The sequence below is a fragment of the Comamonas testosteroni genome, assembly GCF_014076415.1.
Classification (GTDB): domain Bacteria; phylum Pseudomonadota; class Gammaproteobacteria; order Burkholderiales; family Burkholderiaceae_C; genus Comamonas; species Comamonas testosteroni_F.
The window spans coordinates 2,658,878-2,682,905 of record NZ_CP043568.1; the positions used below are offsets into that span (position 1 = coordinate 2,658,878).

The following is a 24,028-nucleotide window of genomic DNA, read 5'->3' on the forward strand; positions in this document are numbered from 1 at the left end:
CTCGTCACTGCCGTGATGAATGCCTGGCCTCTGATCTTGGCGCCAGGCTGTCTGCCTGCATCGCTATATGCGATGCAGGCATTTTTTTCATCCATGCAATTTGGTTGATGCTGCCTTGCGTAAATTTTGATGCCGAGCCACAAGCCGGCAGGGCCTGCGAGGAGTAAGCTTGCCGACCTTATGGCGCACATCATGTTTTCCCCTCCCTATATTGCCGCTGCCGAGGCAGCCCAGTCCTTGCGCACGCGTGGCTATGCCGTGCTGCAGCCCGAGGACTTTGCCCAGTGGATGGGCCTGAGCGTGAGCGATCTGCATGCCATGGATGCGGACTGGCAGGGTTTGCCGCCCGATGCTTTCCTCAAGGATGGCGGCCGCTATCGCCGCCGCCGCCATTCCTGTTTTGTCAGCGAAGGCGATCAGGTGCAGCAGGTGCCCCACCGCGCTCACTGGCAGCCCGTGGAGTACAACGCTCTGCATGGGGGCATGCAGCGCATGTTCGAGCCCATGCTCGACAGCACCACCACCAGCATGGCCTGGCTGGCGATGATCAACGCTCTGGGACAGCTGGCCGATCAGGTGTTCTGCACCGACGAGCTGCATGAGCGCTGGTTTGTCGAGGCGCACCAGTTCCGCATCGACACCACGGACGGCATTGGCCGGCCCACGCCCGAAGGCGCGCACCGCGATGGCGTCGATCTGGTCGCCGTGCTGCTGGTGGGGCGCAAGGGCGTCAAAGGAGGCGAGACTCGCGTGTTCGAGGCGACCGGTCCCAACGGCCAGCGTTTCACGTTGACCGAGCCATGGTCCGTGATGCTGCTCGACGATGCACGGATGATTCATGAAACCACGCCGATTCAACCCGTCGAGCACGGCGGCGTGCGCGATACGCTGGTGCTGACCTATCGTCGTGGCAGCTTCCAGGGCGCCGAGCTCCAGGAGCAGCAGGGCCAGGCCGCTTGATTGAGACGGACGGCTTTGTTCGAAAAATTTGAGCAAAACTGTAACATTCTCAATACGTCAAAGTGACGGCCTCAACACTGCATGATGCAGGCTCGTCGCGACGAAGCTTTCGCCTCTTCAAGTCTTCCCTGCATCCAGCAAGCCAGATCAACTGGCCGACACCACGCCCTGCGGGGCGTGGTTTTCTATATGAATCGCTTTTACGTCCTTGGCATTTCAGTACTGACAGCTCTTGTCACAGTAGCGGCCTGCAAGCCTTCGCAAGACCGCCCTGCGCAGGCGGCCTACATCAAGGAGCCCACGATCTACTTTCGCAATGGTCTCGAGATTACCCTTGGCGATGCCTCGGTGCCGATTCACGGCGTGGAGGAATGTCCATATGGCCTGGCCGCGCCGGCCGGGACTGTGGTCGAGTTCAATGATGCCAAGTGCATTCGACTGTCGGACGATACCGAGCAGATCGTCGTGATGCTGGACATGCCGGACGGCATCGTCCAGGAGGAATGGACCGTGCGCCGCGATGCGCCAAGCAAACCCCATGAGCCAGCCTTCAAGAATGTCTCCCTGTTGCGCCCGGACGGCTCTCGCATCACGATTACCGACAAGTCCGACAGACTGCTGGACAAATGCTACGAATACCAGGCGGCCCATGTCTGCATCTGAGCCAGACCTCGGTCGGTGTGAACTTCAGGGTTGATTCATGTCAACACGCTGAGGCATGATGAAGGCAGACTCTCGCTATCTCAAGAGCGGCATCTGCCCCGGGCCTCTGGCTTGAGGTCCTTGTCGCCTGCAACCTGAAAGGGGAAACATATGTCCATGTTCAATCACATTCTGGTTCCGGTCGACGGCTCCAAGCCATCCATGCTGGCGGCACGCAAGGCCGCCGAGCTCTCCAAGGTCTTCGGCTGCGCCGTGACGGCGGTGTATGTGGTCGATCCCTATCCTTTTACCGGCGTGGGCGCCGACTTTGCCTATGGCCAGTCACAGTATCTGAGTGCGGCCACCGCCGAGGCCAACACCGCCCTGGATGCGGTCAAGGCCATCATGGATGAGGCAGGCGTGCCCGTGAAGACCCTGGTGGGTGAGGGTCATGCAGTGCATGAAGGCATTGTGCGCACCATGGAAAGCGTGGGCGCAGACCTTGTCGTCATGGGCTCGCAGGGGCGTCGCGGCCTTGAGAAGCTGATGCTGGGCAGCGTCACGCAACGCGTGCTGGGCGCAGTCAAAATCCCGGTTCTTGTTGTGCGCGAGTAAGCGCAAGGCGGCTGCCCACGAAGCAACGGCTCCCCAAGGAGCCGTTTTGCTGGTGAATCAGAGTGCTCAGCGATTGAGCAGCCGGGCCAGCCAGCCCTTTTTCTTGCGCTGCAATTCCAGCTCCTGCAGCACTTCCGTTTTGAGCCGTTCTTTTTCTGCCGCGTGTCCGCTTTCTTTGGACATCATGCGTATATAGACCTTGGCCGAATCCACATAGCCATGGTCTTCGTTGCGGATGTGGTTGAACAGCCAGCGCGAGAGCATGCCGTGCAATTCGGCAGCCACATCCTCGCCCGCATCAAAGCGGGTCTGCATCTCGATCACGCGGCGCGTGAACAGCTCGTGCACTTTTTTGTGCGGCCCGGCGAACATGTAGCCAGCGCTTTCGATCAGGCTTTCCTCGAAGACGAAATGCGAGACGGTGTAGTCGATCATCTCGCCGATGACATCCCCCAGGCCCTCTCGGTCGGGCGAACTTCGCAGCTCGTAGAGCCGGTTGATGTAGTCGACGATGCGGCGGTGCTGCCGGTCGATCTCCGCAATCCCGGTGTCCAGCTCGGGGACCCAGACCAGCAATGCCATTGTGTTCTCCAGAAATTTGAGGATTTCCGAAGAAGTATTCACGAGCTTGTCATATGCCGCTTTGATGCAGATCAGTCCGATCCGCAGCCGGGCGTTGTAGGAGCGCGTGCTGGAATCCGCGCTCCGGCGCCCTTTGGCGTCACTCGATCTTGGCGCCCGAGGACTCGACGACCTGCTTGGACTGCCTGAAGTCGGCCTGGAACATCTTGTCGAAGCTGGCTGCGCTCATGGCTTGGGGCTCGGCGCCCTGGGTCAGAATGGCCTCGCGCACCTCGGGCACGGCCAGCAGCTTGTTGACTTCGACATTGACCTTGGTCACGATGGCTGTGGGTGTGCCCTTGGGCATGAACAGGCCGTACCAGGTGCTCACATCAAAGCCCTTGAGGCCGGACTCGGCCAGTGTTGGGGTGTCCGGCAGCGAGGACGAGCGCTTTGCGGAGGTTACGGCGATGGCGCGCAGCTTGCCGGCCTTGATCTGGGCTATGGCCGAGGGTACGGAGGACACCAGCAGATCCACATTGCCGGCCAGTGCATCCATCATCGCGGGGTTGGAGCCTTTGTAGGGCACGTGGGTCAGATGAATGTCCGAAGCCTTTTCCAGCATCACGCCGGCCAGGTGGATGCTGGTGCCGTTGCCGGGCGAGCCGTAGGTGATCTTGGACGGGTTCTTCTTGGCTGCAGCCACCACGTCGGCCAGCGTCTTGTACGGCGAGTTGGCGGCCGTGGCAATCACGATGGGTGTGTAGGCCACGTGAGCCACAGGGGTCAGATCCTTGCTGGGGTTCCAGGGCAGGTTCTTGTAGAGATAGGGGCCAAGGACCACATTGTCCTTCTGGCCCATGACCATGTCATAGCCCGTGGGGGCCGCCTTGACCGCTTCGGTGATGCCGATGGTGCCGCCTGCGCCAGCGCGGTTGTCGGGGACCACGGTCCACTTGCTGACTTCGGTGAGCTTGTTGGCAATCACGCGCGAGAGGATGTCGGTGCCGCCGCCAGGCGGGAAAGGCACGATCATGCGCACGGGCTTGTTGGGGTAGTCGGCAGCGGGGTCTTGTGCAGCGGCTGAAAAGCTCAGGCCCGTGCTTGCGATCACGGCTGTGCTGATGAGAATTTGGCGAATCATGAAAAAGAAGCTCCAGAGACGAACGGGGGAGCGCTGGCCCGCAAACAAGGGCGGCGCAGTCGCGGCTGGTACCTGAGCCTTGAGCTCGGAAGCCAGAGTCACGGAAGGTGGGCTTTTCGATGATCGGGGACGGTGGTTCCGCCATCAATGGGTATTTGTCTTTACCGGGGAGCGCGAGCCATGCCGTACGGACATGATCGCCATCCGCACGCGCTGCACGACAGGGTTGCTGCCGTTGCTAGCACGGGGGCAGCGTACCGATCGGGTGTCGCTGCCGATGTGGCCCACGGGTGCGGATTGTGGTTCTGCGCACAGCCTCAGAGGCTGCTGCAGACCAGTGGAAACATTCTGCCACGCATGAAAGACTTGCCAGGGCTTGGTTCGAGAATAGGCAGGGCCTGTTCCCAGATTTTTTGCCCGGTCCAGTCGTTCACGGCAGCAAGAGCTGCAGGCGCCTTTGGCCTTTGGTTTGGATAAGGCGGTTGCAGCCATGTGTTGGAGTCCGGCCGCTCCGGGTGCGATCTCAGGCCTGGCGTACGTCTGCAATCACCTGGTCGCCGAAGTCCGGTCGCTCCAGCCAGGCCAGCACGCGGGCTGCGGCGTCATCGGCCGAGCTCAGCTGCCCGTTGCTGTGCAGGCCTGCAAAACGGCCCACGTCGGGGAAGTCGCTTGAAGCTGCGCTGCGCAGTTGTACCTGCATATCGGTGTCGATGACGCCGGGTGCCAGAGACACAATGCGTGCGCCGTTGGGCTTGGCCGCCTCTTCCAGTGCCACACAGTTGCTGAACTGGTCCATGCCGGCCTTGGCCGTGCAGTAGCTGGCTTGCGAGGCCATGGCGCGGCGGCCCAGTCCCGAGGAGATATTGAGCACCTTGCGGGGGATCACCCAGCTTTCGGTCGTGCCGAGAAAGGCGCCGGTCAGGGCCATGGGCGCTTCAAGACCCACGCGCAGGGCATTGATCATGTCAGCGGCAGGCACCTGGGACAGCGGCGCAATCTGCGGCATGACGCCCGCATTGTTGATCAGGGTGATGCTGGTCCATTCACGGGGATCTAGCGTGCCCAGCCAGGTCGCCAGACGCTGCGCCGCCGCAGCGCTTTGTGCCAGGTCCTGCTCCCATTGCAATAGCTGTGCAGGCTTGCTGGCGCTGGAGGCGAGAGCGGTACTGGTCTTGCGGGCAATGCTCAGCAAGTGACGGCCTTGTCGCAGCAGCTGCTGTCCCATGGACAGACCCATGCCGCGAGAGCCACCGGTCAGAATCGTTAAATGCTTTGTCATGCCGGGCATCTTACGGGTGATTGAAGACAGAAAAAGAGCAGACCCCGCAAGACTGGCGTCCGGCGGGGCCTGGCGATGACCTCAGATGAGGTCAGCGGGCTGTCAATGACCCAGATAGGCCTTGCGCACCTCGTCATTGCTCAGCAGATTGACACCGCTGTCCTCCAGCACCACCTTGCCGGTTTCCAGCACATAGCCTCGGTCGGCAATCTGCAGGGCGCGGTTGGCATTCTGCTCGACCAGGAACACCGTCACACCTGCTGCGCGGATGGTCTGAATGATCTCGAAGATCTGCGCAATGATGAGTGGCGCCAGGCCCAGTGTGGGCTCGTCCAGCAGCAGCAGGCGCGGCTTGCTCATCAGTGCGCGGCCTATGGCCAGCATCTGCTGCTCGCCGCCGGACATGGTGCCCGCGCGTTGCGCCGCGCGTTCCTTCAAGCGAGGAAAGAGCTTGAACACATGCTCGACGCCGTCGGCGATCTCGGCCTTGTTCAGGAAAAAGCCGCCCATCTGCAGGTTCTCGGTCACCGTCAGGTCCTTGAAGACACGACGGCCTTCAGGTGAGACGGCAATGCCGCGGCGCATGATGTGATGAGTGGACATCTGGGTGATGTCCTCGCCCTCGAACAGAATGCGCCCGCTGCTGGCACGAGGGTTGCCGCACACCGTCATCAGAAGCGATGTCTTGCCCGCACCATTGCTGCCGATGAGGGTGACGATCTCGCCCTGATCGACATGCAGGCTGACATGATTGACCGCGCAGATCGCGCCGTAGTGGGTGGAGACCTGCTCCAGTTGCAACATATGCTGGCTCATCAGGCCTCTCCCAGATAGGCCTTGATGACCCGTTCATCATTGCGAATCGCCTCGGGCAGGCCCATGGCGATGGGCTTGCCGTATTCCATGACCAGAATGCGCTCGGACACTCCCATGACCAGGCCCATATCGTGCTCGATCAGCAGCACGGCCACGCCGTACTGTTTGCGCAGATCGTCGATCAGATGCTGCAGGTCTTTCTTCTCCTGCGGGTTCAGGCCGGCAGCGGGTTCGTCCAGCATCAGCACACGAGGCTTGGTGATCATGCAGCGCGCAATCTCCAGCCGGCGCTGGTGACCGTAGGCCAGATTGCCCGCCTCGCGGTTGGCAAACTGGCGCAGGCCCATGACGTCCAGCCATTGGAGCGCGTTGTCGATCTTTTCCTGTTCGGCACGGCGATAGCCTGGCGTGTTGAACAGGCCACCGAGCAGCGTCGCGCGCGACTGGCGGTGCTGTGCGACCAGCAGGTTTTCCAGCGCCGTCATGCTCTTGAACAGGCGCACGTTCTGGAATGTGCGCACCACGCCGTGGTTGGCGACCTGGTGGCTGCTGTGGCCTGCAATGCTCTGGCCGTCCAGAACGACCGAGCCGCCCGAAGGCTGGTAGAAACCGCTGATGCAGTTGAATACCGTGGTCTTGCCCGCGCCGTTGGGGCCGATGATGGCAAACACTTCCTGAGGGCGTACGTTAAAGCCCACGTTGTCCACGGCCAGCAGGCCGCCGAAGCGCATGCACAGGTCTTTGACTTCTAGCAAATACTCGCTCATGCGCTTGCCCTGCCTGTGGTTGTAGTTATTGAAATAATAGCGTTCAGGTGCTGCTTCATGACTTCACCTCCACTTGGTGTCGCTTCATGGGCAGCAGGCCCTGGGGGCGCCAGACCATCATCAAAATCATGACCAGGCCGAAGATCAGCATGCGGTATTCGGAGAACTCGCGTGCCAGTTCGGGCAGCACGGTCAGGATGATGGCAGCCACGATCACGCCCAGCTGAGAACCCATGCCGCCCAGCACCACGATGGCCAGAATCAGGGCCGACTCGATGAAGGTGAAGGACTCGGGATTGACGATGCCCTGGCGAGCGGCGAAGAAGGCGCCGCCGAAACCCGCGAACATTGCGCCCAGCGTGAAAGCCGAGAGCTTGATCTTCATGGGGTTGAGGCCCAGCGAACGGCAGGCGATTTCATCCTCGCGCAGTGCTTCCCAGGCGCGGCCTATGGGCATGCGGATCAGGCGGTTGCTGATGAACAGCGTCACCATGGCCAGCAGCAGGGCCATCAGATAGACGAAGATCACCATGTGCATGGAGTCGAACTCCAGACCGAAGAACTGATGAAAGGTCGTGCCATCCTCGGTCAGGGGCGAGCGGGTCATGGGCAGGCCCAGCACCGTAGGCTTGGGAATGCTGGAGATGCCGTCGGGACCGCCCGTGAAGCTGGTCAGATTGGTCAGCAGCAGGCGGATGATCTCACCGAAACCCAGCGTCACGATGGCCAGATAGTCACCGCGCAGGCGCAGCACGGGAAAGCCCAGCACAAAGCCGAACAGGGCCGAGGCAGCGCCGGCCAGCGGCAGCGCTTCCCAGAACGTCCAGCCAGCCCAGTGGAATAGCAGCGCATAGGTGTAGGCGCCCACGGCATAGAAGCCCACAAAGCCCAGGTCCAGCAGGCCGGCAAAGCCGACCACCACGTTCAGACCCAGGCCCAGCATGACGTAAATCATGGCCAGAGTCGCGATGTCGACGGCATTGCGGCCCGCGAAGAATGGCCAGGAGGCGGCCATCATCAGCACCACAAAGATGACGACGTTGCGTGTGCCGGACTTCATCTGCGGGACTGCCGGCAGATTGACCTTGGGCAGCTTGCCTGCGAGCAGGGGCTTGAGCATCTGCACGACGAAGATGGCAAGGCAAGCCCAGCCGGTCATGCTCCAGTCGGGAGTGATGATGGTGCGCACGCCGGCGCGCTCCAGGTGCAGGCTGAAGATGGGAGTGACGACGATGGCCGTCATCACGGTGGCGATCAGCGCATCGCGCAAAGCGGCAGAAAAGCTGTACTTCATCAGACTTTCTCCACTTCAGGTTTGCCCAGCAGGCCCGAGGGGCGGAACATCAGGATGGTCACCAGCAGGCCGAAAGCCACGATGTCCTTGTATTCCGACGAGATGTAGGCAGCAGCAAGGGTCTCGGCTACGCCCAGAATCACACCGCCCAGCATGGCGCCGGGGATGGAGCCTATGCCGCCCAGCACGGCGGCCGTAAAGGCCTTGATGCCGGCGAGGAAGCCGATGAAGGGATTGAGCTTGCCCACAGCCAGCGCAATCAGTACGCCACCCACGGCGGCCAGCACGGCTCCCAGCACAAAGGTGAAGGAGATGACCTTGTTGGTATCTATGCCCAGCAGATTGGCCATGTGCATATCCTGAGCGCAGGCGCGCGAGGCACGGCCCATGCGCGAATGCTTGATGTACATGGTCAGCGCAATCATCAGCACCACGGTCACCGCGATGATGAGCACGCGGGTATAGGGGATGAAGACTTCGAAATTGCCCATGTGGAAATTGATGGCGCCCGGCAGCAGCGAGGGCACGGCCATATCGCGCGCGCCCTGGCCCAGAGCCACCCAGTTCTGCAGGAATATGGACATGCCGATGGCCGAGATCAGCGCTACCAGACGCGGGCTCTGGCGCACGGGCTTGTAGGCCACCTGTTCGACCACCAGGCCATAGACTCCGGTGACGAATACGGCCACCACCAGCATCAGGCCGATGATGGCCCATACGGGAAGGCCGCTTTGCGTGCCAATCGCCGAAAGCGTCACGAGGCCTATATAGGCCCCGATCATGTAGATGTCACCGTGTGCGAAATTGATCATGCCGATGATGCCGTAGACCATGGTGTAGCCAATGGCGATCAAGGCGTAAATGGCTCCGAGTGAGAGCCCGTTGAATAGCTGTTGTATCAGCTGGGGGAAAAAGTCTGACATGTAACGCCACCCTTGAAACAGGAAAAGGCCCGAGGGCCAGATAACAAACATCCGGAGACATGGCCCCTGCCATTGCCTCCGGAGAGAGTGGTGGAATTACTTGGCGAGCGATTTGCTGCCGTCCTTGTGCCACTGGAAGACCTGGAAATCGAAGGAGTTCAGGTCACCCTGCTTGTTCCAGGACACGGGGCCCAGCACGGTGTCCACGCCGGTGGTCTTGTGCATCCAGTCCGCCACCTTGGCGGGGTTGTCGCCAGCGGCCTTGATGGCGGCCAGCAGCGATTGAGTTGCGGCAAACGAGGTCAGCTGGAAGGCACCCGAAGCATTGCGCTTCTTGTCCTGGAAGGCCTTGACCACGGCAGCGTTCTTGGGGTTGGCGGCAAAGTCGGCGGGCAGGGTCACCAGCATGCCTTCGACGGCAGGGCCGGCAATGGCGTTGACTTCGGGGTTGCCCACGCCTTCAGGGCCCATCATCTTGACCTTCAGACCTTGCTCGGCAGCCTGACGCAGCAGCAGACCCATTTCGGGGTGGTAGCCGCCGTAATAGACAAAGTCCACGCCTGCGCCCTTGAGCTTGGTGATGACGGCGGAGTAGTCGCTGTCGCCTGCGTTGATGCCCTCAAACAGTGCCACGTCGATCTTGGCCTTCTTCAGGTCATCGCGCACGGAAGAGGCAATGCCCTGGCCGTAAGACTGCTTGTCGTGCAGCACGGCAACCTTTTTGGGCTTGAGCTTCTCGGCAATGAACTTGGCGGCTGCCGGGCCCTGCTGGTCGTCACGGCCAATGGTGCGGAAGATGAAGTGGTAGCTCTTGCCGTCGGTCAGAGCGGGCGAGGTGGCAGAAGGAGTGACGACCACCACGCCTTCGTTGTTGTAGATGGGCGCTGCGGCAATCGAGGCACCCGAGCAGACGGGGCCGACCACATAGCCGATCTTGCTGTTGACCACGCGGTTGGCAGCGACGGGGCCTTGCTTGGGTTCGCAGGCATCGTCCACGGGTACCAGCTCGATCTTCTTGCCATTGACACCGCCAGCGGCATTGGCCATTTCAACGGCGGTGGTGGCGCCTTCCTTGACCATGTCGCCGTACTGGGTCAGCGCACCGGTGGTCGGAATGACCAGGGCGATCTTGATTTGGGCATGCGCGGTAGACACCAAGGCGGCACCGGCCAGGCCCAGGGCGGCAACAACGGTTTGCATGCGGAACGGAATGCTCATGAGGACTTCCTTAATCTCGAGAGATGTTCGAAAAGCGCGATTGCTGCCATAGCAGTTCGCGCAAAGAAGCTCAGGTTAATCGAGTGGTCAACGAAGGCAACAGGGTATGCAGGGGCTGGTGCAGGCTTTCGGTTTTTGCTATGTCGTGCATAGCAGCTAGTACGCCAGGGCTATGGCGTGGCCTGCATTTGTGATGTATATGCGCAGTCCATGCCTGAACTGTGCGACAAGTGTCTGCATCAGCGGTCTTTTTGTTCAGATTCCTGTCCTGCCTCAACGCAGTTCTGAAGGGTTTTCTGTTGCGGCGTGGCAACTTTGAGAGCTTGACGGATGCTGTCTATTTGAGGGGGATTAAAAAAGTGGATCGCTTTTTAGCTGCAGCAGTCCGCCGGTGACCGGGTGCACCAGCTCCAGTGCTGCCGCATGCAGCAACAGGCGTGGGCTGGCGCAGGCCACTGCTTCGCTGGCATATAGCGCATCGCCCAGCATGGGGTGGCCTATGGCCGCCATATGCAGGCGCAGTTGATGGGTGCGGCCCGTCAGCGGGCTCAGCAGAACCCGGGTGCGGGATATTCCTGGTTGAACGGTGTGCTCGATCACTCGCCACAGCGTCTGGCTGCTTTTGCCGGTTTCGTGGTTGATGACACGCAGCGGCCGACGTTCCCAGTCGGCCGCAATCGGCAGGTCTATCAGTTGCCAGCCCCCGGCATCCGCTGCTTCGCTGTGCGCCTGCAACTCACCGGCCACTACGGCGATATAGCGCTTGTCGACCTTGCGTTCGGCAAAGGCCTGGCTGAGCTGGCGTTGGACGGCCGGATTGCGAGCCATGACGACCAGACCCGACGTGGCCTGATCGAGCCGGTGCACGACCAGCGCATCGCCGAAATGCTGATGGGCACGCAAGCTCAGGCAGTCCTGCTTGTCGGGGCCGCGACCGGGCACGCACAGCAGGCCCGAGGGCTTGTCAAGCACCAGCAGGTGCTCGTCTTCATACACACAGTTCAACGCACTCATTCAAACAGCTATCGATTGTTTCAGGGGTTGAGCAGTTCATGCACAGTGGCGCAGAACTCCTGCACATCGTTGGGCTTGTGGATCAAGGCCCTGGCTCCGGCTGCAATCGCCGCCTGCTCGATTTCGGCTGTCACATAGCCGGAGGCCAGTGCAACCGGCAGTTGAGGGTTGATCTGCAGAGTCTGCCTGAGAAGGTCCAGGCCGCTGAAGCCGGGCATGTTGTAGTCGGTGACTATGAGGTCAAAACGCTGTGGCTCCTCATGCAGGGCGGCCATGGCCTCATGAGGATCGGTAAAGCCCGAGACTTCATAGCCGCGACGGCGCAGCAGGCGCTGAAACAGAAAGACCAGAGCCTGATCGTCGTCCACATACATGACATGGCTGGCGCGCGTGGCCAGGACCGGTTCGGGCAGCGGAGCTTCGGGCTTGTCCATGCGCATGGGCGGCAGCGCACAGTGGCCGGAATTCGGGTCGCTGAGAGGAAAGTACAGCGTGAAGCAACTGCCCTGGCCCAGTTCGCTGTGCACATCGACAGCGCCACCATGGGTGCGCATCACGCCATGTACGACCGAGAGGCCCAGGCCTGTGCCCTGGCCGACCGGTTTTGTGGTGAAAAAAGGCTCGAAGATGCGTCGCTGAGTCACGACGTCCATGCCGGGGCCGGAGTCCTGCACCATAAAGACCAGGTATTCGGCCACGGCCAGACCCAGGCGTTCGCATTGGTAGCTGTCGGGAGCAATGCGCATGGCCCGCATCTGGATGATGCCGCGCTGACTGCCAATGGCCTGCATGGCGTTGTTGCAGAGATTGAACAGAGCCTGTTCCACCTGAGTGGGGTCTGCCAGCAGCGGCGGCAGATCGTTGGACTCCTGCACCTGCAGCTCTATGGAGGGAGGCAGAGTCACGCGCAGCAGGCGAGCCGTGTCGGACATGACTTCCTGCACCTGAACCGGACGGCGTTCGGGCAGGTCATTGCGGCTGAAGGTCAGAATCTGGCGCACCAGGTCGCGGGCCCGGCGACCGGCTTTTTCGATCTCGCGCAGGCTTTCCATGGCAGCCGGGTTGCCGCAGCTATCGGCCTTGGCCAGCTCCACATTACCCAGGATTGCACCCACGATGTTGTTGAAGTCGTGGGCAATCCCGCCGGCCATGGTGCCTACGGCCTGCATCTTGTGGGACTCGCGCAGCTGGGTTTCCAGCGCATTGCGCTGGGCTTCGGCGCGATTGCGGCTGGTCAGGTCGCGCGCAAAGATAGTGGTGGTGTCGCCGCTGCTGTGGTGCTCGAAGGAGACGCTGATTTCCATGGGAATCTCACGCCCCGACAGGGTCAGTCCCGTCATCTCGCCCAGCACGGCCTGTGTGGTCAGCGAGGAAAAAGCCAGTGCCCGGGCGGCATCGGGTAAAAAGCGCTCCAGCGGGCTGCCCAGGGCATCCTGAGGCGAGCACAGAAACAGGGCTGCCGCCGTGGGGTTGAAGACTGTGATGCGCTGATGCTGGTCGACGCAGATGATGGCGTCCAGCGCGGAGTTGATGACCGACTCCAGCCGTCTCTCGCTGGCATAAAGCTGCTGGTTGCGCTCTTGTAGCGCCTTGCGCTCGGCAAGCAGCGGGCCCTGATTGACAACGGCACACAAATACTGCCAGGTGGCCGGACCGTTTTGCTGGGGTACAACCACGCCGGCCACATGCAGGTCGCCGCAGAGCTCAAATTCTTCGGTGATCTGGAACAGAACCTCGTGTACCTCGGCGCGTCCCAGCGCTTTGGCCTGCTCGAAGGCCGTAGTCACGCGCTCTGCGTCGTTGGCATGCACAAAGGGCTTGAAGTTGATCAGCAACCGGTCTTTTTCGGTGGGCTGAAATGCGCGGTGAGCCATGGCATTGGCCTGGACCACCATATCGTATTCATCAACCACCAGCAGCGGCAGCGGAATGCTTGCAAACAGCGTTTCAAACCGCTCCGATGCGCTCTCGGCGACGGCCTGGCTGTAATTGAGCACCTCGTTTTGCAGCTCCAGCTCGTGCTGGTAGTTGCGCAATTCCGCCACCAGGGCCTGCAGCGGGTCTTCATCCTCCGGCACCAATGGCTGGATGTTGGCGCTCGGGCCCAGCGGGGCCGCTCCGGGGGCCAGCAGGGCATGCAGGGGCAGGCCGCCATCAATGACAGGCAGCAAGGGTGGGGGAGTGGGTTCAGAGGAGCTCATGAGACAGGCAGAAGACCTCTGCAGTGTAAGCCGGTCCCCGCACTTGACCTTGAAAAAGGCGGGCAGTCAACCGGTATTCAGGCAACTCGATGCTCGGTTTGGCGGCAGCAACGCAGAGTGCATTGATGTCGTGAATGCATTCACTGCCGGCGAACAGCGATGGGTTGGCAGGTGTTCGATATTGACTGAGCATGAAAAAGCCAGTGCGGCAGAGCGCACTGGCTTGGGGTGGAGAGCTTGGCTATCAGTCTTCGTAGGCGTCCATGGGCACGCAGCTGCAAAACAGATTGCGGTCACCATAGACGTTATCCACGCGGCCCACGGGGCTCCAATACTTGGCGCGGCGCAGGGCAGGCACGGGATAGGCGGCGGTTTCTCGGCTGTAGCCATGTTGCCAGTCGGCGGCAAGCAAGGACTCTGCCGTATGGGGTGCGTTCTTGAGCGGGTTGTCATCCCGGGGCAGTCTGCCGGCCTCCACTTCGGCAATCTCGGCGCGGATGGCGATCATGGCTTCGATGAAGCGGTTTAGCTCATGCAGGCTTTCACTCTCGGTCGGCTCCACCATCAGCGTGTTGGGCACGGGGAAGGACAGTGTGGGTGCATGGAAGCCGTAGTCGATCAGGCGCTTGGCCACGTCCTCGGCCATCACGCCGCAGCTTTCCTTGAAGTGGCGCAGGTCCACAATGCATTCATGGGCCACATGACCATACTCGCCCGCGTAGAGCGTGGGGAAGTGGTCCTTGAGGCGCGCGCTGATGTAGTTGGCGTTGAGGATGGCGGTCTCCGTCGCCAGTTTCAGGCCCGGTTCGCCCATCATGCGGATATACATCCAGCTGATTGGCAGAACGGCAGCATTGCCTAGAGGCGCTGCACTGACAGCGCCCACCTGGCGGACGTCGCCCGCGGTGGCATGCCCCGGCAGAAAGGGCACCAGATCTTCGACCACGCACACGGGACCGACGCCGGGGCCGCCGCCGCCGTGAGGAATGCAGAAGGTCTTGTGCAAGTTCAGATGGCTGACATCGCCGCCGAACTCGCCGGGCGCGGCAAGACCTACCAGGGCGTTCATATTGGCGCCGTCCACATAGACGCGGCCGCCATGGCTGTGCACCAGCTGGCACAGCTCCTTCACCTGGGTCTCGAACACGCCGTGCGTGCTGGGGTAGGTGATCATGATGCAGGCCAGATTGGCGCTGTGCTTCTCGCAGGCCAGCTTCAGGTCAGCCATGTCCACGTTGCCGTTGTCGTCGCACTTGGTGACCACGACCTGCAGGCCCACCATTTGCGCGCTGGCCGGGTTGGTGCCGTGGGCACTGCTGGGAATCAGGCAGATATTGCGGTGCGCCTCGCCGCGCGATTGATGGAAGGCCTTGATGGCCAGCAGACCCGCGTATTCACCCTGGCTGCCTGCATTGGGCTGCAGGCTGATGCCCGCGTAGCCCGTGGCCTGGCACAGCCAGTCGCGCAGTTGCTGGTCCAGCTCGGCATAGCCTTGCAGCTGGCTGGCGGGCGCAAACGGGTGGATGTCGGCGAACTCTGGCCAGGTGATGGGAATCATCTCGCTGGTGGCATTGAGCTTCATGGTGCAACTGCCCAGCGGGATCATGCTGCGGTCCAGGGCCAGGTCCTTGTCGCTGAGGCTGCGTATATAGCGCAGCATGGCGGTTTCGGAGTGATGGGTGTTGAAGACCGGGTGGGTCAGGTAGGCCGTGCTGCGCAGCAGGGATTCGGGGATCAGCGAGGTCGGGCCTTCGTCCATGGCCTCGATGGTGGGCAGCGCCTGACCCTCCTGGGCAAAGATGCTCCAGAGCAGCTCGACATCGGCCCGGGTCGTGGTTTCGTCCAGGCTGATGCAGAGATATTCATCCCAGGCCTTGCGCAGATTGACACCTCGGGATACGGCACGAGCCGCCAGGGCATCGGTCGCCTCCCGGGTATGCAGGCTCAGTGTGTCGAAGGCTGTGTCGTGGTGATGGGCGCTGAAGCCCAGCCGGGCCAGACCACGGCTCAGAATCGCCGTCAAGCGTGCCACCCGCTGGGCAATGCGCTTCAGCCCCTGGGGGCCGTGGTAGACGGCATACATGCTGGCGATCACGGCCGGCAGGACCTGGGCCGTACAGATATTGGACGTCGCCTTTTCGCGGCGGATATGCTGCTCACGTGTCTGCAGCGCGAGGCGGTAGGCGGGCTTGCCGTGCACATCGACGCTGACACCCACCAGGCGGCCGGGCAGGCTGCGCTTGTATTCGTCGCGGCAGGCCATGAAGGCAGCGTGCGGGCCGCCTGCACCCATGGGCATGCCGAAGCGCTGGCTGTTGCCCACGACAATATCGGCATCCCACTCGCCGGGAGGTGTCAGCAGGGTCAGGGCCAGCAGGTCGGTGGCCACGATGGCGGCCGCCTGCTTGGCGTGAATGGCTTGCACGTCGGACTTCCAGTCCACGATCCAGCCGCTGGAGGCCGGGTACTGGATGACGGCGGCGAACAGGTCGCCAGCCAGAGCGGCCTCCCATTCCTGCTGGCTGTTGGCAATCACCACTTCGATGCCTATGGGTTGGGCGCGGGTCTCGATGACTTCAATCGTCTGCGGATGCAGATCGCCGGCCAGCACGATGCGATTGCTCCTGGATTTGACAGAGCGCCTGGCCAGCGTCATGGCCTCGGCGGCAGCCGTGGCTTCGTCCAGCATGGAAGCATTGGCGATAGGCATGCCGGTCAGGTCGGTCACCATGGTCTGGAAGTTGACCAGTGCCTCCATGCGGCCTTGTGAGATCTCGGCCTGATAGGGTGTGTAAGCAGTGTACCAGGCGGGGTTTTCGAGGATGTTGCGCAGGATGACGCCCGGCGTGTGCGTACCGTAGTAGCCCTGGCCGATAAAGCTCTTCAGCACCTGGTTCTTGCCGGCGATGGCCTTGAGTTCGGCCAGCGCCGCTGCTTCGGGAATCGGAGCCGGAAGATCCATGGGCCTGGCGCGAGCAATGGAGTCGGGCATCACATCGCGAATCAATGCGTCCAGCGTGGGCTTGCCGATGGCGGCCAGCATTTTTTGCTGCTCCTCGGCGTCCGGGCCTATATGCCGGGGGATGAATTCGTGGCTGTTTTCCAGCGCTTCCAGCGAAGCGACAGGGGCAGGAGGCGACATCAGCATGGGAGGGACCTATTCTCAAATACTGTGACTGACGGTTTGCATGCCAGGCATGCGTGAAAGCCGTATGCCTGAAGGCATACAGCCGGTGCTTCAAGCAGCGCTGGCTTGTTCCAGCGCGGTGTTCATCAGGGCCAGGCGTGCGCTTTCCTGGTCGGCATATTCCCAATCGGGATATTTGCTGCGTGCAACGGTGTTCAGCCATTGCTGGCAGGCCAGGGCAAGCAGGGCCTGCTTGTGCAGATCGGCATCGATGCTGCCCGTGATCTTGAGCTGACCAAAGGCTGTGGCCACGTGGGCGCGGCAGACCGAGAGGAGATAGCTCTGGTTCATGTCGTCGCTGGCCAGCCATTCGGCCTTGGCCGCATCGTCATGAGCCAGTATGTCCCTGGGCACGGGAAGATCCCAGTCGCATAGTTGCTGTTGCAGAAAGCGCAGGGTCTTGGCGGACTGGCCACCCGTCTGCTCCTGGTACCACTCTTCGAGTGAGGCCAGTGTGTCGCTGCCGTCATCGTTGCCGAAGGGGCTGAAGTCGTCACCGCAGTCGTAGAAGAAGTCCTGGGTCGCAATGCGCGCAAACGCAGGGTGGCTGGTCTCGCGGGCGAGACCGACTTCCGGATCGTCGAAATACAGAATGGTGCTCATGGCTGCATGCAAAAACGGCCTTCGCAATGCGAGGGCCGTTGATATGCTTAGTTGTCCTTGGCGAAATCGTTGTAGGCGGTCTCTTCCATCAGAGCTTCGAGCTCGCCCACATTGCTCATCTTGACCTTGAAGAACCAGCCAGCGGCCAGCGGGTCGCTGTTGGCCAGCGACGGGTCATCGCGCAGGGCTTCGTTGACTTCGACGATCTCGCCGGTCACGGGCATGTAGACATCGGCAGCGGCCTTGACGGACTCGACCACGCCAGCCACGTCGCCGGCCTGGAAGATGGAGCCCACGCCGGGAAGATCCACAAACACCACATCGCCCAGCGCATCCTGTGCGTGTACGGTGATGCCGACGATGGCGGCATTGGTGTCGGCGGCGTTGATCCACTCGTGTTCTTTGGAATACTTGATGCTCATGGAAAGCTCCAGATGGGGGGGATTCAGGGGAATCGGGTGTTGTTTGAGAAAGGTCCAGTGCGCACTTTAGCGGTGTTCTGGCTGCTGTTTGGCAAACTGGCCCGTCTCATGCGCGGAGGCAGACTAGCCGCGGTGATAGCGGGTGGGAACGAATGGTGTGGCGACCACCTTCATGGGCACCGGCTTGCCGCGCACCACGGCGAAGATTTCCGTATCGATGGCGGCGTAGTCGGGCTTGACATAGGCCAGCGCCACGGGCTGGTTGAGCGTGGGACTGAGCAGGCCGCTGGTGATGTGGCCGATATGCTGTCCGTCCATGTTTTCCAGCACGGCGGGCTCGCGCACGGGAATGCGCTCCAGCGCGATCAAGCCCACGCGCTTGCGGCGCAGCGACTGAGGGTTCTGCAATTGCTCCAGCACGATGGCCGCACCGGGAAAGCCGCCCTCGCGCTCGCCGCCGCTGCGGCGCACCTTCTGCATGGCCCAGTTCAGCGAGGCTTCCACCGGGGTGGTGCTGGTGTCTATGTCGTTGCCGTACAGGCAAAGCCCGGCTTCAAGGCGCAGCGAGTTGCGCGCGCCCAGGCCGATAGGGGCCACCTCGGGCTGGGCCAGCACAGCTTCGGCAAAGGCTGTTGCCGCTTCGCCGGGAAGTGAGATTTCGAAACCGTCCTCGCCCGTATAGCCGCTGCGCGTGATGTAGAGCGCATGGCCCTGCCAGTCGAAGTGGTTGCCGGTCATGAAGACCAGTTGCGTCACTCCAGGAATCAGGCGCGAGAGGGCGGTGGCAGCTTGCGGGCCTTGCAGGGCCAGCAGGGCGCGATCGGGCAATGGGACGACCTCGCAGCAGCTACCGATGCGGTTCTGGATATGAGCGATATCCGCCTCTTTGCAGGCACCGTTGACGATGAGGAACAGATCATCGCCGCGGTTGACGAACATCAGGTCGTCGAGAATTCCGCCTTGTTCATCGAGCAGCAGGCCGTAGCGCTGCTTGTGCAGGCCCAGGTCCATGACATCGACGGGCATCAGTGATTCGAGCGCGGCGGCGGCATCGGGGCCGCGCAATAGCAACTGGCCCATGTGCGAGACATCGAACAGGCCGGCAGCCTTGCGCGTGTGCAGATGCTCGGCCATCAGGCCTTGAGGGTATTGCACGGGCATTGAGTAGCCGGCAAACGGCACCATGCGGGCACCCAGTTTCTGGTGCAGGGCAAACAGCGGTGTGGAACGCAGATCGGAAGAAGTGTCAGCAGCAGTCACAGGCAAGCGCTCCGGTGGTCAAAACCAAATGAGTGGCCATGCATGACGGGGCCATGCTTGGCGGGCTTGCCCTGCTGTCCGCTTTACCTGAGAGATTCACTGCCTTTGTTTTCGCGGGCAGCTTGCTCCTTCGGTGGATGCTGGCACACATACGAAATGACGGCCTGCATCTCTCTCCAGCAAGGGACGCTGCAGGTTTGCACACCTGCAGCGCTTGTCAGTCCTTTTGCCTGAGCGTTTTGACTCCGGGTGGGGGTCTGCGCCTTCGGCGGTGCGGGGCAGCTTCAGCTGCAGGCACTCTCTCCTGACGCTGGCGATTCTAGCGGTGGGCAAGGGGCTTGCACCACCGAATCGTGCGGATTTTGGGGTTTTCGAGCACAGTTCGTCCGGATTGGGTCTGTGTACTCACCGTGTCTCGGTATTCAAGGACGGAGATTCTGGGGATTCGATCTCCTGGCGCGGAAACACCAGTTGGTAGGGCTGCTCGAAGCAGGCAGTCACGGCCTGGCCCTGGCGCATGCCGGGCTTGAATTTCCAGCGCTCGAGCGAGCGCATGATGGACTTCACGATGCGGGGATCGGTATCGGCGGGCTGATAGGCCACACGGCCGAGTTCGCCCTGAGCAGTGACCTCCAGGCGGAAGATCACCATGGTTTCCAGTCCTTGAGGAAACCAGCTGGCACTGATGATCGGCGTGGTGTGGCGGCGTGGCTGTGGTTGCCGATCGAGCTGGGCGACGGGTGTGCAATCTGCCTTGATCCATGCAGGCCATTCCATGCTCTGTGACCGCCTGTGCTGCGTGTCCAATGGCGGAGCCGGCGCAGGCTCCGGCCGCTCGGAAACCGTGCTCGCGGTGCCGGCGCCCGGAGGCAGCTTGGTCCGACTGCCATCGGAGAGGTGGGAGCAGGCACTGAGCAGCAAGGCGGTCAGTGACGCGGCGCAGGCTGCGCCAAGGTGTGAAATGCGCGAAATGTCCATGAGGGCATTGTCGGCCATGTCGGCAGCATTTCAGGGTTGCGCAGGGCGCAGGTCCAGTTCCTTGATATCGGCCTCGGCGCAGGCGCGCCACCAGGCCGAGCCCGCATGCGGAGCGCCCAGGTCCAGGCGCTCGCCCATCATGGGCGTGGCGATCTCTATGCCGTGCTGCCTGCCCAGACTCATAATCTGCTCGAAGGGGTCCCACCAGGCATGCATGGCCAGGTTGAAAGTGCCGTTGTGTATGGGCAGCAGCCATTGGCCGCCGAGATCCCGGTGTGCCTGCACGGTCTGGGCCGGATGCATATGGACATAGGGCCAGTGGGCATCGTAGGCGCCGGTTTCCATCAGCGTGACATCGAAGGGGCCGAAGTGCCTGCCGATTTCGGCAAAACCGTCGAAGTAGCCGCCATCGCCGCTGAAGAAGACGCGCAGCGGCCTGTCGGCCCGGTGATCTTCTATGGTCCAGGATGCCCATAGCGTGCGGTTGCCGTCGCGCAGGCTGCGTCCCGAGAAATGCTGGGCCGGCGTGGCCGTGAAACGCAGGCCGTCGAACTCGCTGCCTTGCCACCAGTCGTGCTGCACGATCTTGTCGGCCGGCACGCCCCAGGCTGCCAGTCTGTCTCCCACTCCCAAAGGGCACAGAAAAACGCCTACCTTGGGCGCGAGCACGCGGATGGTGGCGCGGTCCAGATGATCGTAGTGGTCATGCGAGAGCAGCACGCCGCGCAAGGCAGGCAACTTGTCCAGGGCGATCGGCGGGGCATGGAAGCGCTTGGGGCCGGCAAACGGCAGTGGGGAGGCTCGCTCGGAAAACACGGGGTCCGTCAGCCACCAGCCGCCGCGCAGCTTCATCAGCAAGGTCGAATGGCCCAGGCGATAGAGGCTGCGCTCGGGCGCGAGGTTCAGCTCGGCCGTGCTCAGTGGCAAAACGGGCAGTGCCTTGCCTGGCTGGGAATCGGCCGGCTTGTTGAATAAGAACTTCCATAGCGTCCCGGCATCGGGCTTGGGACTGTTGGCAGGACGTGGATACGTGTTGCGAAAGCGCCCGCCGGAATACTGGGGCGAGTCCTCGTAGTCGGAGATGGAGGTGGAGAGACTTGGTTTGCGAAACAAGATCAGGCGCCTTATTGAGACATTGGCCGCAGTTTGGGACGGTTTGCGGCGCTGCAAGAGCAGGATTGCAAGAGGCCGTATCGCCGGGACGGCCATTCCAATGATCCGACGGGGTGAATGCGACACTCGCTGTCTGAGGAGCAAATGCACATGAATCCCATGGTTCACAATCTGGAGAGCATGCTGGCGGCCGGCAAGGACGGTGCGCTGCTGCGCTATACCCTGGGCAAGGCCTATGCCGACGACGAGCAGATGGCCGTGGCGCGCGAGCATCTGCGCAAGGCCACGGCACTGGATGCCGAATACTCCGTCGCCTGGAAGCAGCTGGGCAAGGTGGAGCTGGCGCTGGGCGATGCGCAGGCGGCGCGAGCCGCCTGGCAGCAAGGGTTGAGCTGTGCCCTGGCCAGGGGCGATACCCAGGTCGTCAAGGAGTTGCAGGTTTTCCTGCGTCGCTTGACACCGGCATCAAAATCTGCGTTTGCAAGGGCAATACTTTGACCGGGAAACTGGATTACATTATAACCTGTTCAGGTATTATGACCCTGATATAGGACGGTTTACGCAGCAGGATCCGATTGGGTTGGCGGGGGGGAATTTGTATGCGTATGCACCGAATCCCCTTACTTGGATTGATCCGTTGGGGCTGAAATGCTGGAGTACAGCGAAGAAAGATTTCTGGAAAAATGAAGCGAAAACAAATCCCCATAAATATTCGCAGAAAAATCTAGAATTGATGAGTCAGGGTAACGCATCCTAAGATGCGGGTGCAGGTTTATAATAAAACAAAGGGATTATTGAGACAAAAGATATCCGAATGGAGATTCACCACAAATATTTACCACAGCGTAGTGGTTCTCCTAAAGCGCATGAAGTTTGGAACCTTGAACCGACAACGCCGTGGGGCCATGCTTCGATGGATCCATATAGGCATACGGGTTATGACTTAATTAAGATTATAAAAGGGACCAACTCATGGTAACGACTATTGATTTAAGAGAGTTCGTGAAAACAGATAGTTATATTAACTTGCTCAACAAGGTTACTGTTGACCTTTCGTTGAACGTAAATCCTGAGATACCACCAAGCCAAGTATTTAATATTGAAGCTGGAATGGTCAATAAATCCGGGCTATCACTTGAAGATCTAGGTCTCCTATGCACAAGCGATAAAGACAAGCTTGTCAAGTTCGTGGGAATGACGTTAGCAGAAGTGAGTGATGATGAGGATGATCAGGATAAAGACGAGGATGAACGAGACGAAGTTATAGAGGTTTTACCCTTTTATAATAGCTTTTTAGTTGGTTATTTAATCCGATATTACTTGTTAAAATATAAACCAGATCAACTTGATAATTACTTGAAGGCGCTGAGAATACCCAATCAAAAAAATTCTCGGCTGAGCTAAGAGATATTTACCGTCGGTTGTAGTAAGGCGAACATAAAAAACCGGAGGATCCTCGATCACTCCGGTTTTTTTATGCTTAATCCGCTGTTGCTCTATCGTGGCGCAAAGCCTGCCCAGGCCAATGTTTTTTGCAGTTGGTAGATAGCATCCCGGATCAGATAGGCTTCTTCGTCATTCACTGCATAAGCCCGCATACCGATCCAGTCCACCTGCTTGACGAACTGGGCCAGCGTCCAGGCTGATCGGGGGTGAGTTCCGGCTCGTTAATGATGATTGTCTGCATGCCTTCTTCCCCCTCCGATAATTAGCCCGCTGTGCTGTACAGGATGTACGAATACCGCGAGCGCAGGGATGCGCAGGAGCGGCCGCCTGCACCATCAATCCATTGATAATCAGTGCCAGTTGTTGCTATGCCGCTTCCGACAGGTGCGCTATTGCTGGAAGCAAAACGGATGCGCTGGCCAGCAACGGCGTTACAGCCGTGTTCAGTTTGGACAAGTCATCGAGTATACGGATGCCAAGGGCGGCACCAGCCAGTTTACCTATAACATGCGTGGGCAATTGGTCAAGAGTACTGAGTGTTCTGCACAACCTACCCATTATCGTGATGATAAACGGCATTTCTTGGTGGAAGTGACCGACGCACAGGATGAAAGCCTGCAGTATGACTACGATAAGGCAGGCCGCCCTATCGAAGCCCGGGGGGCGAGGGGGGCGCACCCGGCTGGTGGCCTTGCGCAATGAAAATGGCGAATCAAACACTATCAGGGTATCCGTTATCAGTACAGTGCACCGCGTAACTACCCGGAGAACGAAGTTACCGTCCCCACTGTTACCTCAGAGACCCGGTTTATCTGGGAGGGGCTGCGATTGCTGGCGGAAGAGCGCGACGGGTGCCGATGGTCTACGTCTATGAAGACCAGGAGAGCTATGCGCCACTGGCCCGGATAGATGGCAGGGAAACAGCCCAAGTCTATTATTATCACTGCCAGCCCAATGGCCTGCCAGAAGCGCTGACTGACGCCCAGGGCAACGAATACTGGCGGGGTACGTGCAACTCCTGGGGTAAAGCCAGCCTTGAAACGGGGGATGCCAACCTCCATCACCGGCATCAAAATCTGCGCTTGCAAGCGCAATACCTTGACCGGGAAACTGGATCACATTATAACCTGTTTAGGTATTATGACCCTGATATAAGACGGTTTACGCAGCAGGATCCGATTGGGTTGGCGGGGGGGTGAACCTCTATGCGTATGCGCCGAATCCGCTGGGTTGGGTCGACCCGTTGGGTCTTAAATGCGTGGAAGTTAAGTTTAAAAAATGGAAAAGAGGTGATGCAATTGACAAGCCTCTACCTGATGGAAGCACTCCGAGTTGGGATGTTGTAAGATCCCGATACTAGAAAAATAGACACGCTGCCACGAAAGGTACTAATGAATTTAGTCCTAAGAATATGGAAAGAATGAATCGAGGTAGTGCTCCTCTCGATAAAAATGGAAATCCGATAGAATTGCATCATCATAATCCACAGCGTAATGGTGGACCGGATGTAAACAATCCTATAAATCTTCGAGAAGTGACGCGAGAACAACATGCAGCACTTGACCCATATAGGTATTTATAATGG

23 protein-coding genes, 2 pseudogenes and 2 riboswitches are annotated in these 24,028 nt (G+C 60.4%); of the genes and pseudogenes, 8 read left to right on the forward strand and 17 right to left on the reverse strand.

Annotated elements, in window-relative coordinates; genetic code table 11:
• Positions 1-180 precede the first annotated feature (180 nt).
• From F0P97_RS12045 to F0P97_RS12055, 3 genes are all read left to right on the forward strand, one after another.
• Entirely contained in the window at positions 181-960 is a 780-nt protein-coding gene (locus F0P97_RS12045) for a 2OG-Fe dioxygenase family protein (protein WP_182286900.1), read from the forward strand.
• Between the two features lie 189 nt (positions 961-1,149).
• Complete coding sequence (locus F0P97_RS12050) at positions 1,150-1,623, forward strand: hypothetical protein (RefSeq protein WP_182286901.1); 474 nt, start codon at positions 1,150-1,152, stop codon at positions 1,621-1,623.
• Between the two features lie 156 nt (positions 1,624-1,779).
• Positions 1,780-2,217: a universal stress protein gene (locus F0P97_RS12055; RefSeq protein WP_182286902.1), complete on the forward strand. Its 438-nt coding sequence runs from the start codon at positions 1,780-1,782 to the stop codon at positions 2,215-2,217.
• A 66-nt stretch (positions 2,218-2,283) separates the two neighbouring features.
• On the opposite strand, the gene F0P97_RS12060 is transcribed toward F0P97_RS12055, so the two are convergent.
• From F0P97_RS12060 to F0P97_RS12135, 16 genes are all read right to left on the reverse strand, one after another.
• Positions 2,284-2,799: a bacteriohemerythrin gene (locus tag F0P97_RS12060; RefSeq protein ID WP_182287187.1), complete on the reverse strand. Its 516-nt coding sequence runs from the start codon at positions 2,797-2,799 to the stop codon at positions 2,284-2,286.
• 139 nt (positions 2,800-2,938) lie between these two features.
• Complete coding sequence (locus F0P97_RS12065) at positions 2,939-3,922, reverse strand: Bug family tripartite tricarboxylate transporter substrate binding protein (protein WP_182286903.1); 984 nt, start codon at positions 3,920-3,922, stop codon at positions 2,939-2,941.
• Positions 3,923-4,445: 523 nt separating this feature from the next.
• Complete coding sequence (locus F0P97_RS12070) at positions 4,446-5,210, reverse strand: SDR family NAD(P)-dependent oxidoreductase (protein WP_182286904.1); 765 nt, start codon at positions 5,208-5,210, stop codon at positions 4,446-4,448.
• A gap of 93 nt (positions 5,211-5,303) precedes the next feature.
• Positions 5,304-6,017, reverse strand: a complete 714-nt coding sequence (locus F0P97_RS12075) for an ABC transporter ATP-binding protein (RefSeq protein WP_182286905.1) — start codon at positions 6,015-6,017, stop codon at positions 5,304-5,306.
• The gene (gene livG, locus F0P97_RS12080) at positions 6,017-6,784 is read right to left on the reverse strand and encodes a high-affinity branched-chain amino acid ABC transporter ATP-binding protein LivG (protein WP_003079486.1); all 768 of its coding nucleotides are present in this window, start codon (positions 6,782-6,784) and stop codon (positions 6,017-6,019) included. The genes F0P97_RS12075 and livG overlap by 1 nt, the downstream gene beginning before the upstream one ends.
• Before the next feature lie 55 nt (positions 6,785-6,839).
• Entirely contained in the window at positions 6,840-8,078 is a 1,239-nt protein-coding gene (locus tag F0P97_RS12085; RefSeq protein WP_182286906.1) for a high-affinity branched-chain amino acid ABC transporter permease LivM, read from the reverse strand.
• Positions 8,078-9,001 (reverse strand): high-affinity branched-chain amino acid ABC transporter permease LivH, encoded by a 924-nt coding sequence (livH, locus tag F0P97_RS12090; protein ID WP_182286907.1) that lies wholly within the window; start codon positions 8,999-9,001, stop codon positions 8,078-8,080. Before livH ends, F0P97_RS12085 begins: the two co-directional genes overlap by 1 nt.
• Before the next feature lie 96 nt (positions 9,002-9,097).
• Positions 9,098-10,219, reverse strand: coding sequence for a high-affinity branched-chain amino acid ABC transporter substrate-binding protein (locus F0P97_RS12095; protein ID WP_182286908.1), 1,122 nt, complete (start codon positions 10,217-10,219; stop codon positions 9,098-9,100).
• A 351-nt stretch (positions 10,220-10,570) separates the two neighbouring features.
• Positions 10,571-11,233 (reverse strand): RluA family pseudouridine synthase, encoded by a 663-nt coding sequence (locus tag F0P97_RS12100; RefSeq protein ID WP_182286909.1) that lies wholly within the window; start codon positions 11,231-11,233, stop codon positions 10,571-10,573.
• A 20-nt stretch (positions 11,234-11,253) separates the two neighbouring features.
• Positions 11,254-13,434 carry a PAS domain-containing hybrid sensor histidine kinase/response regulator gene (locus F0P97_RS12105; protein WP_232538219.1) on the reverse strand — a complete coding sequence of 727 codons (2,181 nt, stop codon included), beginning with the start codon at positions 13,432-13,434 and terminating at the stop codon, positions 11,254-11,256.
• Between the two features lie 244 nt (positions 13,435-13,678).
• Positions 13,679-16,582, reverse strand: coding sequence for an aminomethyl-transferring glycine dehydrogenase (gene gcvP / locus F0P97_RS12110; RefSeq protein ID WP_182286910.1), 2,904 nt, complete (start codon positions 16,580-16,582; stop codon positions 13,679-13,681).
• Positions 16,583-16,672: 90 nt separating this feature from the next.
• Positions 16,673-17,224: a MolR family transcriptional regulator gene (locus F0P97_RS12115; RefSeq protein WP_182286911.1), complete on the reverse strand. Its 552-nt coding sequence runs from the start codon at positions 17,222-17,224 to the stop codon at positions 16,673-16,675.
• A gap of 47 nt (positions 17,225-17,271) precedes the next feature.
• Positions 17,272-17,646: a glycine cleavage system protein GcvH gene (gcvH, locus tag F0P97_RS12120; RefSeq protein ID WP_182286912.1), complete on the reverse strand. Its 375-nt coding sequence runs from the start codon at positions 17,644-17,646 to the stop codon at positions 17,272-17,274.
• Positions 17,647-17,769: 123 nt separating this feature from the next.
• On the reverse strand, positions 17,770-18,906 hold the full coding sequence (gene gcvT / locus F0P97_RS12125) for a glycine cleavage system aminomethyltransferase GcvT (protein ID WP_182286913.1): 1,137 nt from the start codon (positions 18,904-18,906) through the stop codon (positions 17,770-17,772).
• A 64-nt stretch (positions 18,907-18,970) separates the two neighbouring features.
• A riboswitch (glycine riboswitch) is annotated at positions 18,971-19,096 on the reverse strand.
• 18 nt (positions 19,097-19,114) lie between these two features.
• Positions 19,115-19,223, reverse strand: a riboswitch (glycine riboswitch).
• Positions 19,224-19,311: 88 nt separating this feature from the next.
• Positions 19,312-19,902 (reverse strand): hypothetical protein, encoded by a 591-nt coding sequence (locus F0P97_RS12130; protein WP_182286914.1) that lies wholly within the window; start codon positions 19,900-19,902, stop codon positions 19,312-19,314.
• Positions 19,903-19,914: 12 nt separating this feature from the next.
• Positions 19,915-20,997, reverse strand: coding sequence for an MBL fold metallo-hydrolase (locus F0P97_RS12135; RefSeq protein ID WP_182286915.1), 1,083 nt, complete (start codon positions 20,995-20,997; stop codon positions 19,915-19,917).
• A gap of 150 nt (positions 20,998-21,147) precedes the next feature.
• On the opposite strand from F0P97_RS12135, the gene F0P97_RS12140 reads away from it, so the two are divergent.
• From F0P97_RS12140 to F0P97_RS12150, 3 genes and pseudogenes are all read left to right on the forward strand, one after another.
• Entirely contained in the window at positions 21,148-21,495 is a 348-nt protein-coding gene (locus F0P97_RS12140; protein WP_182286916.1) for a hypothetical protein, read from the forward strand.
• Positions 21,464-21,643: pseudogene (locus F0P97_RS28020) on the forward strand (RHS repeat-associated core domain-containing protein); the annotation flags it as partial. The gene F0P97_RS12140 and the pseudogene F0P97_RS28020, both read left to right, overlap by 32 nt.
• 356 nt (positions 21,644-21,999) lie before the next feature.
• Complete coding sequence (locus tag F0P97_RS12150) at positions 22,000-22,401, forward strand: hypothetical protein (RefSeq protein WP_182286917.1); 402 nt, start codon at positions 22,000-22,002, stop codon at positions 22,399-22,401.
• 92 nt (positions 22,402-22,493) lie between these two features.
• On the opposite strand, the pseudogene F0P97_RS28025 reads toward F0P97_RS12150, so the two are convergent.
• Positions 22,494-22,634, reverse strand: a pseudogene (locus F0P97_RS28025) (DUF7706 family protein); the annotation flags it as partial.
• 666 nt (positions 22,635-23,300) lie between these two features.
• Between F0P97_RS28025 and F0P97_RS12160 the strand changes: the two are divergent.
• Together F0P97_RS12160 and F0P97_RS28030 are read left to right on the forward strand one after the other, a co-directional pair.
• A complete protein-coding gene (locus F0P97_RS12160; RefSeq protein WP_232538221.1) occupies positions 23,301-23,642 on the forward strand; it encodes an RHS repeat-associated core domain-containing protein in 342 nt (113 codons plus the stop codon).
• Between the two features lie 221 nt (positions 23,643-23,863).
• Positions 23,864-24,025 carry an HNH/ENDO VII family nuclease gene (locus tag F0P97_RS28030; RefSeq protein ID WP_420093913.1) on the forward strand — a complete coding sequence of 54 codons (162 nt, stop codon included), beginning with the start codon at positions 23,864-23,866 and terminating at the stop codon, positions 24,023-24,025.
• The last annotated feature ends 3 nt before the right edge of the window (positions 24,026-24,028 follow it).

Coding starts and splice junctions, on each gene's coding strand:
- F0P97_RS28030 (WP_420093913.1), top strand. CDS start 23,864: ATGAATCGAGGTAGTGCTCCTCTCGATAAAAATGGAAATCCGATAGAA.
- gcvP (WP_182286910.1), bottom strand. CDS start 16,582: ATGCTGATGTCGCCTCCTGCCCCTGTCGCTTCGCTGGAAGCGCTGGAA.
- F0P97_RS12140 (WP_182286916.1), top strand. CDS start 21,148: ATGAATCCCATGGTTCACAATCTGGAGAGCATGCTGGCGGCCGGCAAG.
- livG (WP_003079486.1), bottom strand. CDS start 6,784: ATGAGCGAGTATTTGCTAGAAGTCAAAGACCTGTGCATGCGCTTCGGC.
- F0P97_RS12130 (WP_182286914.1), bottom strand. CDS start 19,902: ATGGCCGACAATGCCCTCATGGACATTTCGCGCATTTCACACCTTGGC.
- F0P97_RS12070 (WP_182286904.1), bottom strand. CDS start 5,210: ATGCCCGGCATGACAAAGCATTTAACGATTCTGACCGGTGGCTCTCGC.
- F0P97_RS12055 (WP_182286902.1), top strand. CDS start 1,780: ATGTTCAATCACATTCTGGTTCCGGTCGACGGCTCCAAGCCATCCATG.
- F0P97_RS12105 (WP_232538219.1), bottom strand. CDS start 13,434: ATGAGCTCCTCTGAACCCACTCCCCCACCCTTGCTGCCTGTCATTGAT.
- livH (WP_182286907.1), bottom strand. CDS start 9,001: ATGTCAGACTTTTTCCCCCAGCTGATACAACAGCTATTCAACGGGCTC.
- gcvH (WP_182286912.1), bottom strand. CDS start 17,646: ATGAGCATCAAGTATTCCAAAGAACACGAGTGGATCAACGCCGCCGAC.
- F0P97_RS12115 (WP_182286911.1), bottom strand. CDS start 17,224: ATGAGCACCATTCTGTATTTCGACGATCCGGAAGTCGGTCTCGCCCGC.
- F0P97_RS12095 (WP_182286908.1), bottom strand. CDS start 10,219: ATGAGCATTCCGTTCCGCATGCAAACCGTTGTTGCCGCCCTGGGCCTG.
- F0P97_RS12060 (WP_182287187.1), bottom strand. CDS start 2,799: ATGGCATTGCTGGTCTGGGTCCCCGAGCTGGACACCGGGATTGCGGAG.
- F0P97_RS12075 (WP_182286905.1), bottom strand. CDS start 6,017: ATGAGCCAGCATATGTTGCAACTGGAGCAGGTCTCCACCCACTACGGC.
- F0P97_RS12085 (WP_182286906.1), bottom strand. CDS start 8,078: ATGAAGTACAGCTTTTCTGCCGCTTTGCGCGATGCGCTGATCGCCACC.
- F0P97_RS12160 (WP_232538221.1), top strand. CDS start 23,301: ATGGTCTACGTCTATGAAGACCAGGAGAGCTATGCGCCACTGGCCCGG.
- F0P97_RS12050 (WP_182286901.1), top strand. CDS start 1,150: ATGAATCGCTTTTACGTCCTTGGCATTTCAGTACTGACAGCTCTTGTC.
- F0P97_RS12065 (WP_182286903.1), bottom strand. CDS start 3,922: ATGATTCGCCAAATTCTCATCAGCACAGCCGTGATCGCAAGCACGGGC.
- F0P97_RS12100 (WP_182286909.1), bottom strand. CDS start 11,233: ATGAGTGCGTTGAACTGTGTGTATGAAGACGAGCACCTGCTGGTGCTT.
- F0P97_RS12045 (WP_182286900.1), top strand. CDS start 181: ATGGCGCACATCATGTTTTCCCCTCCCTATATTGCCGCTGCCGAGGCA.